Genomic DNA, 15,206 nt, shown 5'->3' with positions numbered 1-15,206 from the left:
GGGCATTTTTCCGGGACAAGGCGGTGCGGATGCACATCTTATCCACGCAAGTCATTGTTTTGCCTTCGCCCGATAATGCGCAGACCTTAACGAATTATTTTTGCAGGGACTCGTAAACACTTTGGTTACCATAATTCGTCATGCTTCGAACCAGTCAGTTCCGAAACAGGCGTGGTGTCTGCCCGCTGTTCGGATGCCCCAAAATCCCTCCGGCGTTGCCCGGTTGTGCGTGAACGGTTCGAGTAACGAGTATCATGGCGTTTTCTGCTGCGGCCTATAATGGCGCCGGTCCTGCCCGGTCGTCCTGCCTCAAGAAGAGCAAATCCTTTTCGCTTGGTCGAATGTCGGCGCTGCTTGGCGGCGGTGCCTTTGCCGGTCTTTTCGCCTTTGCTGCCTTCGCCTCGCTTCACGGCATGGCGGCTGCTTCGCATGGCGTCGGACAGTTTGAAAAGACGCTGGTGGCCAGGCTCGATTCCGCGGAGACGGCGATTGGCCAGACGGTCGCGCGGGATATTCATGTCCGCAAGTTTTCCCGCCTGAGCGACCACAGCCATGGCCAGCAGAAGGCAGTCCGCCTTGCCGGCATGATGCCCGAGATCGGCGCGAAGGAATTTGGCGAGCGTTTCGGTGCGGCTGCGAATGCGAAAGGGCAGGCGACGGTCAAGGAGCTTGCTGCGCTCCGGCCTTCGGCAATTGTCGATTCCGCGCTTGGGCGCACCACCGAGGTTGCCTATCAGAGTGCTGCTTCGCATCCGGCATTCGAAGTGGCGCTGGCGCGTCCGCAGATCGAGGAAGAGGCGAGCAGCCTGCTTCCGGACGACGTGCCGCTTCCGAGCTTCAGGCCCGAGGTGGCGGCTGCCGAGACCGTGGAGCCGTCGCCGCGTCCCGCCCTCTCCAAGGCCGACGTTGCTTCCGCGCCCGCATTCGACGCCCCTGTTCCGCTGCGCGCGCCGCAGCCGCCGAAACAGGGCACCGGCGCCATGCTCGCCTTTGCAAAGCCTGATAATCCGATACGCGAGCCGAGCAAGATGGATGCGGTTCCGTGGCCGGATCGCGGCAATGGCACGGCGATCTACGATATTTCTTCCGGCCTGGTGCACATGCCGAATGGGGAGAAGCTCGAGGCCCATTCCGGCATCGGCAAGATGCGCGACAACCCGGATTATGTTCACGTCAGAATGCGCGGCTCGACACCGCCTTCCAGCTACAGGCTGACAATGCGCGAAGCCCGTTTCCATGGCGTCGAGGCCATTCGGCTGACACCGGAAAACGGCGTCAACCCCCATGGCCGCGATGGCCTTCTGGCCCATACTTACATGCTGGCGAAACGCGGTGAATCGAATGGCTGCGTCGTGTTCCGGGATTATCCCCGCTTCCTCGCAGCCTTCAAGCGCGGTGAAGTCAAGCGCATGGTGGTGGTGCCGAAGCTCAACGGCAATCGTCCGACGCTCGCCAGCAGCGGTGGGAAGAGCGGTGGCAAGACCCTGCTCGGCATGTTCTCGCGCGGCAGCGATTCCTGATTTTGCACTCTCTTGCTGTATGTGCTCTAGCGGCCACGCCGCTGCGTCAGCACCATGCCGCCGAGGATGAGCAGAATGCCGAGCGCGCTCGCCCAGATTTTCGGCGGATGATCGCTGAAAAGATCGAGGACGACGCCTGACACCATCTGGCCGCTGATGACCAGAAGGGCCGTATTGACCGCGCCGATGCGGGGAATGAGCCAGCTACCCGAGGCGATGAAGACGACGCCGATAGGGCCGCCGATAAAGGCGAGCCAGGGCGCATCGGCCGCGCCCGGCGGGATGAGGCCGCCGACGATGAGGCCGATGACGGTCAGCACCGCGAAGCCGACGATATGGTTCCAGAAGGACGCGATGAGCGGCGAGTTCGACAGGCTGAGGCGGCCGTTGATCTGCCGGCTGAGCGCAACGAAGACGCCGCCGGTGAAAGCCATGGCGATCCAGACGATCATGCCGTTCTCCCGACCAGAATGATGAGGGCGCTACCGCACAGGATCAGCGCTACCGCCGCCATGTCACGCAAATCCGGCCGCCGTTTCGGCAGGCCGAAAAGGCCGAAAAGATCAGCCAGCAGGCTGAAGATCACCTGTCCGCCGAGACCCAGCGCAATGGTGCCTGAAAGCGCCAGCGGCGAATTGACGGCGGTGGAGGTGAGGATGACGATGGCAGCGCCGACGACGCCCCCGCAATAGGCCCAGAGCGGTGCCTTCGGCTTCTCTGCGGCGCCCGCATCTTTCTTCGGGCGCATGATGGCGAGATAAATCAGCGCCGCTACCGTGCCGGTGCCATGCGCAGTCCAGGAGGAAAACAGCGCGTTGCCATAGTGGGCAAGCTGACCGTTAAAATGCACCATCAGGGTCAGAAGGCAGCCGCTGGCGAAAGCGGCGGCAAGATGCAACGGGTTGAGGCGTGGATGCGTCGTGTCTGTCATGGCGGGCCGATATATGGTTACGCAGCAAAGCGTTACAGCATCGGCACCTGAATCGAAATCGATTTATAAGAGGTTCTTAAAATCAGTTGTTCCGCGCACTTAATTCATGATGCCCGACATCACATCTGCAAAGAAATCGGCTAACAGCGTCGATACACCCTGCGGATCTTCCCAATGCGGATTATGGCCATATCCCGTGAGTGTGACGGTTCGAGCCTGGGGAAAGGCCTCGACCAACCGCTGGCGATGCGATTTGTCGAATAGAGGGTCTTCAGAGCCGGCAAGGCAAAATACCGGTTTTTTTATTCTGGCGGCGCTTTGCTGCAGATTTGTTTCGGCAAAGCCTCTGAGGACGCCATGCCAGGTCGCGGCGGGCATGTTGGCCGCGGCCTGTTTCATTTTCGACAGAAAACCATGGTCGACTGGTCGGCTGCAGGAATACCATTGGTGCAGAAAGCCTGCCGTTGGCCTGATAGGATCTCGTAGTGCGAGAATGTCTTTGGTCAACTGGCTTTCGTCGCCGAAATCCGGTTCAACCGTTGCCGATATGAGGGCAAGGCCCCGGATGGTGTCACCCCGCCCGGCGGCAAGTTCGATGGCGGTCATCGCGCCCATCGAATGGCCGAGCAGGAACAACCGCGAAACACCCACAAGCGTTAGAAACTGTTCGATTGTTTCGGCGAAATCCTTCACATGAAAGCCTTGCCCGACGGAGGAAACTCCGTGTCCGGGCAGGTCGGGAACAATCAGCCTATATTCGCGAAAATAGGGCTCCAGCATGGAAAAGCTGCGGCTGGTATCCGAAAAGCCATGCAACATCAGCAACACCGGGCCGGGGCCGCCGCTATCTATGAACGCCATCCGGAGGCCACGGGGCAGTTCGACATATTGTTTGCGCTTCTCCCAGTCATCAAGGAAGTTTGAGGTCATAGGCCGAGTCCCGATTTGACGGTGGCAAGGCCATCCTTTCCGTCAAATGTCGATACGCCCTTCAACCAGACGTCCAGCCGTTGTGGCTCGTCTTTGATCGCCCGCATCGCCGCGTCCTCCGGCGTCATTGCGTCGTTCATGATGTAGCCCATGCCCCTGTTCTCGTAGTCCACGTCGAATGCGAGGTTTTCGAGCAGCTTCGCGACATTCGGGCATTCCTGCAGATAACCTTTGCGCACCTGCGTATCGACCGTGGCTGCGCCGAAATCCGGCCCATAAAATTTGTCGCCGCCGGTCAGATATTTGATGTCGAATTTGCTGTTCATCGGGTGCGGAGCCCAACCCTGGAATACGATGAAAGACTTGTTGCGGATAAAACGCGCGACCTGCGACAGCATGCCCTGTTCGCTGGATTCGACTACTTCCCAGTTTTGAAGGCCGAGTGCCGGGTCCTTGATGGCGTCCAGCATCAACTGGTTGGATCCGGGCTCGATGCCGTAAAGCTTGCTGTCAAATTTCTCTGCGAATTTCTGAAGATCGGAAAAGTCCTTGACGCCCGCTTCCCACACGTAGGTCGGAACCGCGAAAGTGTATTTGGCGCCCGCAAGGTTCGTGCGAACTTTTTCGACCGATCCATCTTCCTTGTAGGGCTTGTAATAGTTCACCATTGCCGGATCCCAATAGCCCACGAAGACGTCGAGATCCCTGGTCTTGAGGCTCGTGTAGATGACGTCAATGCCAAGAAGCTGGCTTTGCGGTTCGTATTGCAGCGCTTTTAAAAGCGACATGGCAATGCCGGTGGTGAAAGCGAGATCATTCCAGCCCGGTTCTGCCAGTCGCACCACCCTGCAATCTGCGGAATCAGCCGCAAACGCGGAAGTCTCCACCGTCATCACGAGTGCTGCGGCTGAAAAAACGCCTGCCCATTTTTTCATTGTTCCACCTTCTTTGTCTATTGGGTCATTAGATTGACCAGTGGGACAATAATTGATCTTTGCGGAAAATTTGTCAATGTACTCCTCCAAGGAGACAATGATGCGACTAACCAGAATAAGCGATATTCGCCGGGCGGAACTCAGACGGGCAGCGTTCGAGGTCCTCCAGCGGGAAGGCATGGCGGGCGCGACGCTTGAAAGGGTGGCGGCGCAGGCCGGGGCCTCGAAAGGCATCGTGCTTCACTATTTTGCCAACAAGCAGGAATTGTTCGAGCACGCCATGCGTGAGGCCAATGTGAAACTGAAGGAGGAGGTGGTGGCGCGCCTCAATAAAGCGAGCAACCCGCGCGAGCGTCTCGATGCCATTATCGAGGGAAATTTCGATGAAAGATTCTTTCAGCCATCCATATGTCACGCTTGGCTATCGCTTTGCGCCGAAGTGCCGCGAGAGCCACAGCTGGCTCGCATCCAGAAGGTGATCCATGCACGAATGCGATCGAACCTTCTCTCGGCTCTGGTGCATCTCTTGCCGAAGGAAGAGTGCGGGATCGTTGCACTCGCGATTACCACGCTTATCGACGGGCTGTGGTTGCGTTCGGGTCTGCAGTCCGGCGGTTTGACGCGTGCGGAAGCAATGGAACAGATGCGGGATTACCTGTCCCACAGGATACCGCTGAAGCAAGCCAAGGTTTGCTAGGGAACCAGTTCATGCGCGCCGCATTATTCCATCATGAAGAAAACGACGCGCAAACCATTGAACCGGATGACGATTTTCGTCATTTCGATTTTCATTCTCGCAGCCGTGATTGCGGCGGTCTATCTGGTCGGCTTTACACCCGGAGAGGTGTGATCCAGCGAGTTCAGTTGCCGGCCGGAACAGTCTTGCCCTTGACGCCGTGCAGCGCGACGCTCAACTTGGCGATGGCCAGGCGGATGCCGCGCAGCAGGAAACGGCTGGTTTCCAGATAGGCGCGATAGGGCAGCACGGTGAAATATCGCCAGCGCGGCAGGCGGTAAATGCGCAGGTTATTCTGGATCTGGCTTTCCCCGTCCGCATCCTGCGTGGCGCAGAGAGGGTAGATGAAGGCGCCCTTCAGGCCCGCGAGATATTCCAGATCGAACGCTATATCGTAAGCCAGCCGCATGGGAATGAGTTTCGATATCCATTTGCCGGCGCGGCGGTTGACGAGATAGGCGCCAGAACCCTTTTCCCGTGTCAATGCGATCGCGAGCGAGCGGCCATTGGACAGCGGGCGGAAGGCGAATTTACGGCCGTTGCTGACGGTCGTCAGCCGCAGCAGATCCCAGTCGCCGCCATTCAGCACAGCCTCGTCGATCGCGTTGATAAAATCATTGTCGAAGATGACATCGTCTTCGAGGATGAGGGCGATATCGGCATCACTGTCCATGAACCGGTTGGCGCAGGCGACATGGCTGAGATAACAGCCGATTTCCGGCGGCGAGGTGCGGCGGCCATGCATGAGCATGTAGGAAATCTCGCTGAATTCCGGGATCGGGTAACTCAGCTCCCTGCCATTGACGCCGGGAACGCGTTCCGCTTTCAGCCCGATGGCGTCGAGGCGGGTGTTCATGTCCTCGAGGCGCTTGGTGGCGCTGTCCATGTTGATCAGAAAAACGGCGAGCTTGCGCTGGCTTTTCGGTAAAATATGCAAAGCAGTCCTCGCCCGGTTTTCACACCCTGTTGCAACTCCTTTATTGCAACAGCATGACGGGTGCCACGGAAAAAGCGCGCGCCCGGGCACTCATGGTTGTCGAATCAGGCCTTTTCCACAAATCCATCCAGCACGCGCTTCTGGCCGGCGCGGTCGAAGTCGATGGTCAGCTTGTTGCCTTCGATGGCGGAGATGTTGCCATTGCCGAATTTGAGGTGGAAGACACGGTCACCGACAAAAAATTTCGATGGTGTGTCGGCGACGGATTTCGCCACCAGTTCGCCATCGATCGTGCGGGTGCGTGGGCCGCTTTCGCCATAACCGATCCGCTCGACCGCATGGCCGGAGCGCGTGCCCCAATTGTCGCGGGTGGCGTCGGAGCGGTTCTGCTGCGCGCGTTTCCAGCCGGGGGTGGAATAATTATTGGCGAAGGGCTCGGCTTTGTCGAAACGGGACTGGCCGTAGCCGCCGCGTCCGCCATAACCACCGTAATTGCTGTCGGATGCCGCAACGTCCACATGGGCGGGCGGCAGTTCATCGAGGAAACGCGAGGGCAGGGTGGATTGCCACAGGCCATGGATACGCCGGTTCGATACGAACCAGATATGGCAGAGCTTTTTGGCGCGGGTGATGCCGACATAGGCAAGACGGCGTTCCTCCTCCAGACCGGAGCGCCCGCCTTCGTCCAGCGCCCGCTGGTGCGGGAACAGGCCTTCTTCCCAGCCGGGCAGGAAGACGGTGTCGAACTCCAGCCCCTTGGCGGAATGCAGCGTCATGATGGAGACGGCATCGAGATTTTCATTCTGCTCGGCATCCATGACGAGGGCGACGTGCTCAAGGAAGCCGCGCATGCTCTCGAAGGCCTCCATGGAGCGGATGAGTTCCTTCAGGTTCTCAAGCCGTCCGGGCGCTTCGGCCGTCTTGTCGGCCTGCCACATGGCGGTATAGCCGCTTTCGTCGAGAATCTGCTCGGCAAGCGTGGTGTGTTCGGTGTTTTCCAAGAGGCCCTGCCAGCGGCGGAAATCCTGCACCACATCGAACAGCGCCTTGCGCGCCTTCGGCTTCAGCTCGTCGGTCTCGATGATGTCGGCGGCCGCTGCCAGCATCGGAATATCGCGGGCGCGGGCATAGTCGTGCAGATTGCGGATCGTCGTATCGCCAAGACCACGCTTCGGCGTGTTGACGATGCGCTCGAAGGCAAGATCGTCAGCCGGCTGGCAGACAAGGCGGAAATAGGCCATGGCGTCGCGGATTTCGAGGCGCTCATAAAAGCGCGGGCCGCCGATGACGCGATAATTGAGGCCAAGCGTGACGAAACGGTCTTCGAATTCGCGCATCTGGAAGGAGGCGCGGACGAGGATCGCCATGTCGTTCAGATTATGGTTCTTGCGCTGGAGCTGCTCAATCTCCTCGCCGACGGCGCGGGCTTCCTCCTCGGAATCCCAGGCAGCATGCACCATGACCTTTTCGTCATCAGGGCTGCTGCGTTCGGTGAACAGGGTCTTGCCGAGACGCCCTTCATTATGGGCGATCAGATGGCCGGCCGTGCCGAGAATATGTTCGGTGGAACGATAGTTGCGTTCCAGCTTGATGACCTTGGCGCCGGGGAAATCCTTGTCGAAACGCAGGATATTATCCACTTCGGCCCCACGCCAGCCATAGATCGACTGGTCGTCGTCACCAACACAACAGACGTTCTGCGGCTCGCCCTTGGCGCGCTGTGCGAGAAGCCGCAGCCACATATATTGCGCCGTATTGGTGTCCTGATATTCGTCCACCAGAATGTAACGGAACTTCTGGTGATACTCTTTCAGAATATCGGTGTGGCGGCGGAAGATGCTGATCGGGTGCATCAGAAGATCGCCGAAATCGCAGGCGTTCAGCGTCTTCAGTCGGTTCTGATAGGCGGTGTAAAGTTCGCGGCCCTTGCCGTTGGCGAAGGCGCGGCTGTCGCCCTCCGGAATATCCGGCGGCGTCAGGCCCTTGTTCTTCCATCCGTCGATCATGCCGGCAAACTGTTTTGCCGGCCAGCGCTTGTCATCCAGACCTTCGGCCTGAATGAGCTGCTTGATCAGCCGCACCACGTCATCGGTGTCGAGAATGGTGAAATCCGATTTCAGGCCGACGAGTTCGGCATGGCGGCGCAGGAGCTTGACGCCGATGGAGTGGAAGGTGCCGAGCCAGGGCATGCCCTCGACAGCGCCGCCGACGAGAACGCCGATACGTTCCTTCATCTCGCGGGCGGCCTTGTTGGTGAAGGTCACGGCAAGAATCTGGCTTGGATAGGCGCGGCCGGTGGCGAGAATATGGGCGATGCGGGTGGTCAGAACGCGGGTCTTGCCGGTGCCGGCGCCGGCGAGCACGAGAACGGGACCATCCAGCGTCTCTACTGCCTCGCGCTGTTCCGGGTTGAGACCGGAAAGATAGTCGGGCGCAGCACGCGTCTGATCGCGCGCCGCCATGGCGCGGGCGGCAATGCCAAGCCCGCCGCCGCTTTCCGCACCGGCATTGTTCGTCGCCTTGCGTGGCGCCACGGGTTCCTCATCGAAGAACGGCATATCGTCAAAACTGTTGCTCATGCGGCCCAATGTAGTGATTCGGGATATAAAGGCCAGAACCGTGTTCTGCTTTTATTCCGGTATCGTCAGTCAAAACGTCCATTCCAAGGCATTTTTTCGCTTCATGCCTGCCTGTCGGCGTCGAAAGCGGCGTCAACGGGCACTTGCAGCGCCACCGCAAGCTGGTTGGTCTTGGCGGCAAGAGCGATGACGCGCAGCAAATCGGCATGTTGTTCGGTGGTCATGCCTTTGGCTTTGGCCGCTGCCGTGTGCGAATGGGCGCAATAGGAGCAGCCATTGGTGACGGAAACGGCGATATAAAGCATTTCCTTCACCACGGGATCGAGTGCGGAAGGTGTCGCCATCACCGCCTTGACCTCGCTCCAGGTCTTTTCAAGCAGATCGGCATCGAAGGCGAGGTAGAGCCACATATTGTTGATGAAATCCGATTTGCGGGTGGCGCGGATATCATCGAACACCGCTTTCACGCGCGGGTCGGTTTCCGGGTTTTCGGTTTTCGTCACGGTACTCATGGCTTCCTCTCATCGTGGTTCGCGGTGGCGCAGATTAGCCCAATGGCGGATATTTACGACAGGAATGCACGGATGGATTGCGGATTGGCTGCTTCTGGCGGCAATTGCGCCCAAATTACAATTACGTAAGGAACGGATTTGTGCGTTGCCTTGCCTTGGCCAAGCGGGAATACTGCACCTGTCCCGGAACGTGTCGTTTTCGGGAATATATAGTGCTGCGCGGATCAACCGGAGAAATATATGCGGGTCTGGAAACAGGTGGGTGTCAGTGTTGCCGTGGTGGGAGCGGGGCTCTGTCTCTGGGGCTTTTATTCGCCCGAAGCCCGCAATGTGCTGGCCAGCATCGGGATAGGCAAAATGCCTGCCGGCGCCGTTGAGGTTGCCGCCGCTACGCCCGGTTCGGGTCAAAACGCCGGCGGTGGACGCCGCAATGACAATGCGACCCTGATCGTGACTGCTCCCGTCAAAAAAGGCACCGTCAATGACCGGCTGAATGCGATCGGCAATGGCGAGGCGATCCAGTCCGTCGTTGTCATGCCGCAGGCTTCCGGCACGCTTTCCGAAATCCGTAGCTCTTCCGGCGCACGTGTCGTGAAAGGGCAGGTGCTTGCGCGGCTCGATGATGAAGAGCAGGTGATCGAGCGCGACAAGGCACAGGTGGTGCTGCGCAGCGCCGTTGAAAAATCCAATTCCTATAAGAACCTGAAATCCGTTTCCCGCCTTGACGTGATGGATGCGCAGATTGCCGAAGAAGCCGCCAAGCTTGCGCTGAGCACCGCCGAACTCAATCTCAAGCGCCGCGACATCGTTGCGCCGATAGAGGGTGTGGCGGGTATTGTCGCCGCCAATATCGGCGATAATGTCACCACGCAGTCAACCATCGTCAGTATCGACGACCGGTCCGAAATTCTCGTCAATTTCTGGGCTCCCGAGCGGTTTGCAACCGCAATCAAGGTCGGCATGCCGGTGGAGGCCACGTCCATTTCCCGGCCGGGTGAGACTTTCAAGGGCGAGATCGAGGCCGTCGACAACCGCGTCGATGAGGCAAGCCGCACGATCCGTATCCGGGCGAAATTCGGCAATGAGGAAGACGAGCTGAGGGCCGGCATGTCCTTCGGTGTCACCATGCGTTTTGCCGGGGAAACCTATGCCTCGGTCGATCCGCTGGCCGTGCAGTGGGATGCGGAAGGCTCCTATGTCTGGCGTGTGACTGATAATAAATCAAACAAGGTGCGGGTGCAGATCGTGCAGCGCAATCCCGATGCGGTTCTCGTCAAGGCGGAACTGGCGGATGGTGAGCCTGTCGTGATCGAGGGCCTTCAGCGTGTCAGGGAAGGCGGCGCTGTCCGCGTTGGCAACCAGCCGAAGCCCGAGGAGGTCGCCAGCCAATGACGACGCAGCCGCCCTCGGTTAAGGATTCCAAGCTCGCCTTTACGGCACTGTTCGTGCGCCGGCCCATTCTGGCGGCGGTTATCAATACGCTGCTGGTCGTTGCCGGCCTTGCCGCGCTGGTGGGCGTTGAAGTGCGCGAACTGCCTGACGTCGACCGGCCGACGATCAGCGTCAGGACCACCTATGAGGGGGCGGCGCCGGAAACCATCGATCAGGAAGTGACGCAGACCATCGAAGGTGCGGTGGCGCGTGTCAGCGGCGTCAAGTCCATTTCGTCCAACTCGCAATTCGGCACCAGCCGCGTGACGCTGGAATTCGGCGACAATGTCGATCTGGCGGTTGCCGCCAACGACGTGCGCGACGCCATCGGCCGCGTCACCAACCAGTTGCCCGATGATGCCGACGAACCGCAGATCATCAAGGCGGATTCCGACAGCCAGCCCATCATGCGCCTTGCCGTCACCTCCTCCACGCTCAGCATGGAAGATCTGACCAAGCTGGTGGATGACGAAATCATCGACCGTCTGGCCGCCGTCGACGGCGTTGCCGATGTGGAGCTTTACGGCGACCAGGAAAAGGTTTTCCGGGTCGATCTCAATCAGGCGGCGCTCGCCAGCCGTGGTCTGACCGTGACCGACGTTTCCAATGCGCTTGCCAGCGCCGCCCTCGATGTGCCGGCGGGATCGCTGAAAAGCACGACGCAGGACATCGTCGTGCGCGCCACGGCCAGCCTGACGAAGCCTGAGGATTTTTCCAACCTTCTCATCAAGGACAATATCCGCCTGCGGGACGTTGCGACCGTGATGCTGGGGGCGGACGACGAATCCACCTCGCTGCGTTCCAATGGCGTGCAGGGCGTCGGTCTCGGCGTCATCCGGCAGGCGCAATCGAACACGCTCAACATTTCCACCGGCGTGAAGGCAGCTGTCGATGCCATGTCAGCCAACTTGCCGGAAGGCACGCGCATCGTCATCACCAGCGATGACGCCGTCTTCATCGAAGGCGCATTGCACGAGGTTGAACTGGCGCTTGGTCTTTCTGCGCTGATCGTGGTCGTTGTGCTTTATCTCTTCCTCCGCGACTGGCGCGCCACCCTTATTCCGGCGATTACCATGCCGGTTGCGCTGATCGGTACCATTGTCGCGATCTACATGGTCGGCTTCTCGGTGAATATCCTGACGCTGCTTGCCATCGTGCTGGCAACCGGTCTCGTGGTCGATGACGCCATCGTGGTGCTGGAAAATATCGTGCGCCGCCGGGCGGAAGGCATGGGGCCGCGCGCCGCTGCCGTTCTCGGCACGCAGGAAGTCTTTTTCGCGGTCATCGCGACGACGGCGACGCTTGCCGCCGTGTTCATTCCACTCTCTTTCCTGCCGGGTCAGCTTGGTGGTCTGTTCCGCGAATTCGGTTTCGTTCTGGCTTTCGCGGTGGGTTTGTCCTCCATCGTGGCGTTGACGCTTTGCCCGATGCTCGCTTCGCGCATGCTGAAGGAGGGATTGAAAGAGCCGACGGGACCGCTTGCCTGGTTCGGCAATGTCTTTGCCTCCACATACAAAACGACGCTTTCCGCCTGCCTCAACAATCCGCTGATCGTCATCGTCGTGGCGCTGATCTTTTCCGGCCTGTCATGGATCGCCTTCGGCATGATCCAGAACGAGCTGACGCCGCGCGAGGATCGCGCCTCGGTCATGATGCGGGTTACCGCACCACAGGGCGTCAGCCTTGAATATACCCGCGACCAGCTGCAGCGGATCGAGGAAAATCTGCAGCCGCTGCGCGATAGTGGTGAGATCCGCAATATCTATTCGATCACCGGCATGAACGGCTCGTCCAATACTGGTTTCATGGTGTTGACGCTGGCGCCCTGGGCCGACCGTGAGCGCACGCAGAACCAGATCGCCGCCGATGTCACCTCCGCTGCCAACAGAGTGCCGGCGCTGCGCGGCAATGCGATGCAGCCGAACAGCCTCAGAATTCGCGGTGCCGGCAATGGCCTGCAGATGGCGATGGTTGGTAGCAATTATGCGGCGCTGACCGAGGCGACGCAGAAATTGCTGCTTTCCATGGAGGAAAGCGGCCTGTTCGATACGCCGCGTTTCGACAATGAGCCCAATCAGGCGCAGATTTCCGTCTCCATAGACCGCGAGCGTGCGTCGGATCTCGGCATCGATATCACCGGCCTGTCGCGCGCCATGCAGTCGCTGCTGGAAGGGCGCTCGATTGTCGACGTCTTCGTGGATGGCGATGCGATCCCGGTGCGTCTCCTGTCCTCCACCCGGCCGATCAACGATCCGACCGATCTCGAAAACGTCTTCCTGAAAACGGGTGACGGCAAGATCGTGCCGATGTCGGTCATCGCCACGCTGAAGGAAAATGCGGTTGCGCCGCAGCTCAACCGCGAGCAGCAGCTTCCCTCCGTCGGCTTTACCGCCAACCTCAAGGATGGCGTTTCGCTGGGTGAGGCGCTGCAAAAGGTGAATGAGCTTTCGCAATCCGTCATGCCGGCCGGCGCACGCCTGCTGCCGCTCGGTGAAGCGGCGACGCTGGAGGAAAATTCGAGCGGCATGTTGCTGACCTTCGGTTTTGCCATCGCCATCATCTTCCTCGTGCTGGCCGCGCAATTCGAAAGCGTGCTGAGTTCGGTCATCATCATGACCACGGTGCCGCTCGGCCTTGCCTGCGCAGTCATCGCGCTGCTGGTCACTGGGTCCAGCCTCAACGTCTATAGTCAGATCGGTCTTGTGCTGCTTGTCGGCGTCATGGCCAAGAACGGCATCCTGATCGTCGAATTCGCCAATCACCTGCGCGATCAGGGCGCCACCGTGCGCGAAGCCATCGAGAAGGCCACAAGCATCCGTCTGCGCCCCGTCATGATGACGATGATCGCCACCATTCTCGGCGGTGTGCCGCTGGTGCTGGCGCAGGGTGCCGGCGCGGAAGCGCGCATCGCGCTCGGCTGGGTCATTGTCGGTGGTCTCGGTTTTGCGACGCTGGTAACGCTTTACATCACGCCGGTCTCCTACCTGCTGATCGCCCGCTTCGCCAAACCGCAGGCGGATGAGGAAATCCGCCTTCACCGCGAGCTTGAGCTTGCCGCCCGCCGCAAGGCGCTGGAAGAGGACAAGCCGCTGCTGGCGGCGGAATAAAAACGGTTGCCGCCAAACAGTGTTTGGCGCAATCGCGATGCTGGACAAAGCATTAACCTTATCCCATACCACCTGACGGAATTTCGTAACGGATCGAATCCGTTACGGGCAGATGTTGCGGTGGAGACGGACGATGGCGCTGAAAGATGTGGTGGCGGGAAAGCGGAACGAAGAGGGCATCGCGTCGGCACTCGCGGTGTTGAAGCAGCAGCTCGGCGACAGGCTCCAGACCGGACAGGCGTTTCGCGAGCAGCACGGCCACACCACCACCTATCTGACCCTGCAGGCGCCTGACGGCGTCGTTTTTGCCGAAAGTGCGGACGATGTGAAGGCCGTGGTAAAGGTCTGCGCGCAACATAAGGTGCCAGTCATTCCTTTCGGAACGGGCTCTTCGCTGGAAGGGCAGGTGAATGCGCCGAACGGCGGAATCTGCATCGATTTCAGCCGGATGAATCGCATCATTGAGGTGAATGCCGAAGATCTTGACGTGACGGTGGAGCCGGGCGTGACGCGTGAGGACCTCAATGTCTATCTGCGCGATACCGGCCTGTTCTTCCCCATCGATCCCGGTGCCAATGCCTCCATCGGCGGCATGGCCTCGACGCGGGCCTCCGGTACCAATGCCGTGCGTTACGGCACGATGAAGGACAATGTGCTGGCCGTTACCGTCGTCGTTGCCAATGGCGAGGAAATCCGCACCGCCCGCCGTGCCCGCAAGTCGTCCGCCGGTTACGATCTGACGCGGCTTTTCGTCGGTGCAGAGGGGACGCTGGGTGTCATCACTTCCGTGACGCTGCGCTTGCAGGGCATTCCCGAAAAGATCGCCGGCGGGGTCTGCACTTTCGACAGCGTCAAGGCGGCCTGCTATGCCGTCATCATGACGATCCAGATGGGGGTTCCGGTTGCCCGTATCGAATTGCTGGACGAAGTGCAGGTGCGGGCCTGCAACGCCTATTCCGGCCTGAATTACGCGGAGAAACCGACACTCTTCGTGGAGTTCCACGGCACCGAGGAAACGGCGGCACTGCAATCGCAGCAGTTCGCCGAGATTGCCGCCGAATGCGGCGGCGTCGACTTTCGCTGGACGAGCGACGCGGCCGAGCGCAACAAGCTCTGGAAGGCGCGGCATGACGCCTACTGGGCTTCCCGCGCGCTTGCGCCCCATCTCGACGGGCTTTCCACCGATGTCTGCGTCCCGATTTCACGGCTCGCGGATTGCGTGGTGGAAACGCAGCAGGACATCAAGGAAAACGGCTTTCTGGCGCCGATCGTCGGCCATGCGGGCGACGGGAACTTCCACGTCCTCATCCTCTTCGATGGCAAGGACGCGGAAAGCGTGGCGAAAACCGAAGCCTTCGTTGCCCGCCTCAACCGCCGCGCCATCGCCATGGACGGCACCTGCACCGGTGAACATGGTATCGGCCAGGGCAAGATGAGTTTTCTGGCCGAAGAGGCGGGAAATGCACTGGATATGATGCGTGCCATCAAAACGTCGCTCGATCCCGATAACATCTTCAATCCGGGCAAGTTGTTCCGTCTTGTCTGATCATTCTCATATTTGATTGGTACAAAAGGCTGCTTGCCGTTA

12 protein-coding genes are annotated in these 15,206 nt (G+C 59.8%); 5 read left to right on the top strand and 7 right to left on the bottom strand.

Going from position 1 to position 15,206, the window contains the following annotated elements; translation table 11 throughout:
- Positions 1–254 precede the first annotated feature (254 nt).
- Entirely contained in the window at positions 255–1,520 is a 1,266-nt protein-coding gene (locus tag FY152_08555; protein ID UXS32136.1) for a DUF2778 domain-containing protein, read from the top strand.
- Positions 1,521–1,546: 26 nt separating this feature from the next.
- Here FY152_08555 and FY152_08550 read toward each other — a convergent pair whose 3' ends face one another.
- The 4 genes from FY152_08550 to choX form a co-directional block, all read right to left on the bottom strand.
- Positions 1,547–1,972: a DMT family transporter gene (locus FY152_08550; GenBank protein UXS32135.1), complete on the bottom strand. Its 426-nt coding sequence runs from the start codon at positions 1,970–1,972 to the stop codon at positions 1,547–1,549.
- Positions 1,969–2,451 (bottom strand): DMT family transporter, encoded by a 483-nt coding sequence (locus FY152_08545; GenBank protein ID UXS32134.1) that lies wholly within the window; start codon positions 2,449–2,451, stop codon positions 1,969–1,971. Before FY152_08545 ends, FY152_08550 begins: the two co-directional genes overlap by 4 nt.
- A 99-nt stretch (positions 2,452–2,550) precedes the next feature.
- The gene (locus FY152_08540; protein UXS32133.1) at positions 2,551–3,381 is read right to left on the bottom strand and encodes an alpha/beta hydrolase; all 831 of its coding nucleotides are present in this window, start codon (positions 3,379–3,381) and stop codon (positions 2,551–2,553) included.
- Entirely contained in the window at positions 3,378–4,316 is a 939-nt protein-coding gene (gene choX, locus FY152_08535; protein ID UXS32132.1) for a choline ABC transporter substrate-binding protein, read from the bottom strand. The genes FY152_08540 and choX overlap by 4 nt, the downstream gene beginning before the upstream one ends.
- Before the next feature lie 100 nt (positions 4,317–4,416).
- Here choX and betI point away from each other — a divergent pair, with 100 nt between their 5' ends.
- Positions 4,417–5,013, top strand: coding sequence for a transcriptional regulator BetI (gene betI, locus FY152_08530; GenBank protein ID UXS32131.1), 597 nt, complete (start codon positions 4,417–4,419; stop codon positions 5,011–5,013).
- 163 nt (positions 5,014–5,176) lie between these two features.
- Here the strand turns inward: betI and FY152_08525 are convergent, their stop codons facing one another.
- The 3 genes from FY152_08525 to FY152_08515 form a co-directional block, all read right to left on the bottom strand.
- The gene (locus FY152_08525; GenBank protein ID UXS32130.1) at positions 5,177–5,989 is read right to left on the bottom strand and encodes a glycosyltransferase family 25 protein; all 813 of its coding nucleotides are present in this window, start codon (positions 5,987–5,989) and stop codon (positions 5,177–5,179) included.
- A 104-nt stretch (positions 5,990–6,093) separates the two neighbouring features.
- Positions 6,094–8,568, bottom strand: a complete 2,475-nt coding sequence (locus FY152_08520) for a UvrD-helicase domain-containing protein (GenBank protein ID UXS32129.1) — start codon at positions 8,566–8,568, stop codon at positions 6,094–6,096.
- A gap of 101 nt (positions 8,569–8,669) precedes the next feature.
- Positions 8,670–9,080, bottom strand: a complete 411-nt coding sequence (locus tag FY152_08515) for a carboxymuconolactone decarboxylase family protein (protein ID UXS32128.1) — start codon at positions 9,078–9,080, stop codon at positions 8,670–8,672.
- A 240-nt stretch (positions 9,081–9,320) separates the two neighbouring features.
- Between FY152_08515 and FY152_08510 the strand changes: the two genes are divergently transcribed.
- The 3 genes from FY152_08510 to FY152_08500 all read left to right on the top strand — a co-directional run bounded on the left by FY152_08510 (position 9,321) and on the right by FY152_08500 (position 15,164).
- A complete protein-coding gene (locus tag FY152_08510) occupies positions 9,321–10,472 on the top strand; it encodes an efflux RND transporter periplasmic adaptor subunit (protein ID UXS32127.1) in 1,152 nt (383 codons plus the stop codon).
- Positions 10,469–13,618, top strand: coding sequence for an efflux RND transporter permease subunit (locus FY152_08505; protein UXS32126.1), 3,150 nt, complete (start codon positions 10,469–10,471; stop codon positions 13,616–13,618). Before FY152_08510 ends, FY152_08505 begins: the two co-directional genes overlap by 4 nt.
- Before the next feature lie 133 nt (positions 13,619–13,751).
- Entirely contained in the window at positions 13,752–15,164 is a 1,413-nt protein-coding gene (locus tag FY152_08500; GenBank protein UXS32125.1) for an FAD-binding protein, read from the top strand.
- Positions 15,165–15,206: the final 42 nt, after the last annotated feature.

Source organism: Agrobacterium tumefaciens, from assembly GCA_025560025.1.
Taxonomy (GTDB): domain Bacteria; phylum Pseudomonadota; class Alphaproteobacteria; order Rhizobiales; family Rhizobiaceae; genus Agrobacterium.
Note: the sequence above shows the minus strand (reverse complement) of the source record. Positions and strands in the feature narration are given on the sequence as shown.

Coding starts and splice junctions, on each gene's coding strand:
- choX (UXS32132.1), bottom strand. CDS start 4,316: ATGAAAAAATGGGCAGGCGTTTTTTCAGCCGCAGCACTCGTGATGACG.
- FY152_08500 (UXS32125.1), top strand. CDS start 13,752: ATGGCGCTGAAAGATGTGGTGGCGGGAAAGCGGAACGAAGAGGGCATC.
- FY152_08550 (UXS32135.1), bottom strand. CDS start 1,972: ATGATCGTCTGGATCGCCATGGCTTTCACCGGCGGCGTCTTCGTTGCG.
- FY152_08555 (UXS32136.1), top strand. CDS start 255: ATGGCGTTTTCTGCTGCGGCCTATAATGGCGCCGGTCCTGCCCGGTCG.
- FY152_08520 (UXS32129.1), bottom strand. CDS start 8,568: ATGAGCAACAGTTTTGACGATATGCCGTTCTTCGATGAGGAACCCGTG.
- FY152_08505 (UXS32126.1), top strand. CDS start 10,469: ATGACGACGCAGCCGCCCTCGGTTAAGGATTCCAAGCTCGCCTTTACG.
- FY152_08545 (UXS32134.1), bottom strand. CDS start 2,451: ATGACAGACACGACGCATCCACGCCTCAACCCGTTGCATCTTGCCGCC.
- FY152_08540 (UXS32133.1), bottom strand. CDS start 3,381: ATGACCTCAAACTTCCTTGATGACTGGGAGAAGCGCAAACAATATGTC.
- FY152_08510 (UXS32127.1), top strand. CDS start 9,321: ATGCGGGTCTGGAAACAGGTGGGTGTCAGTGTTGCCGTGGTGGGAGCG.
- betI (UXS32131.1), top strand. CDS start 4,417: ATGCGACTAACCAGAATAAGCGATATTCGCCGGGCGGAACTCAGACGG.
- FY152_08515 (UXS32128.1), bottom strand. CDS start 9,080: ATGAGTACCGTGACGAAAACCGAAAACCCGGAAACCGACCCGCGCGTG.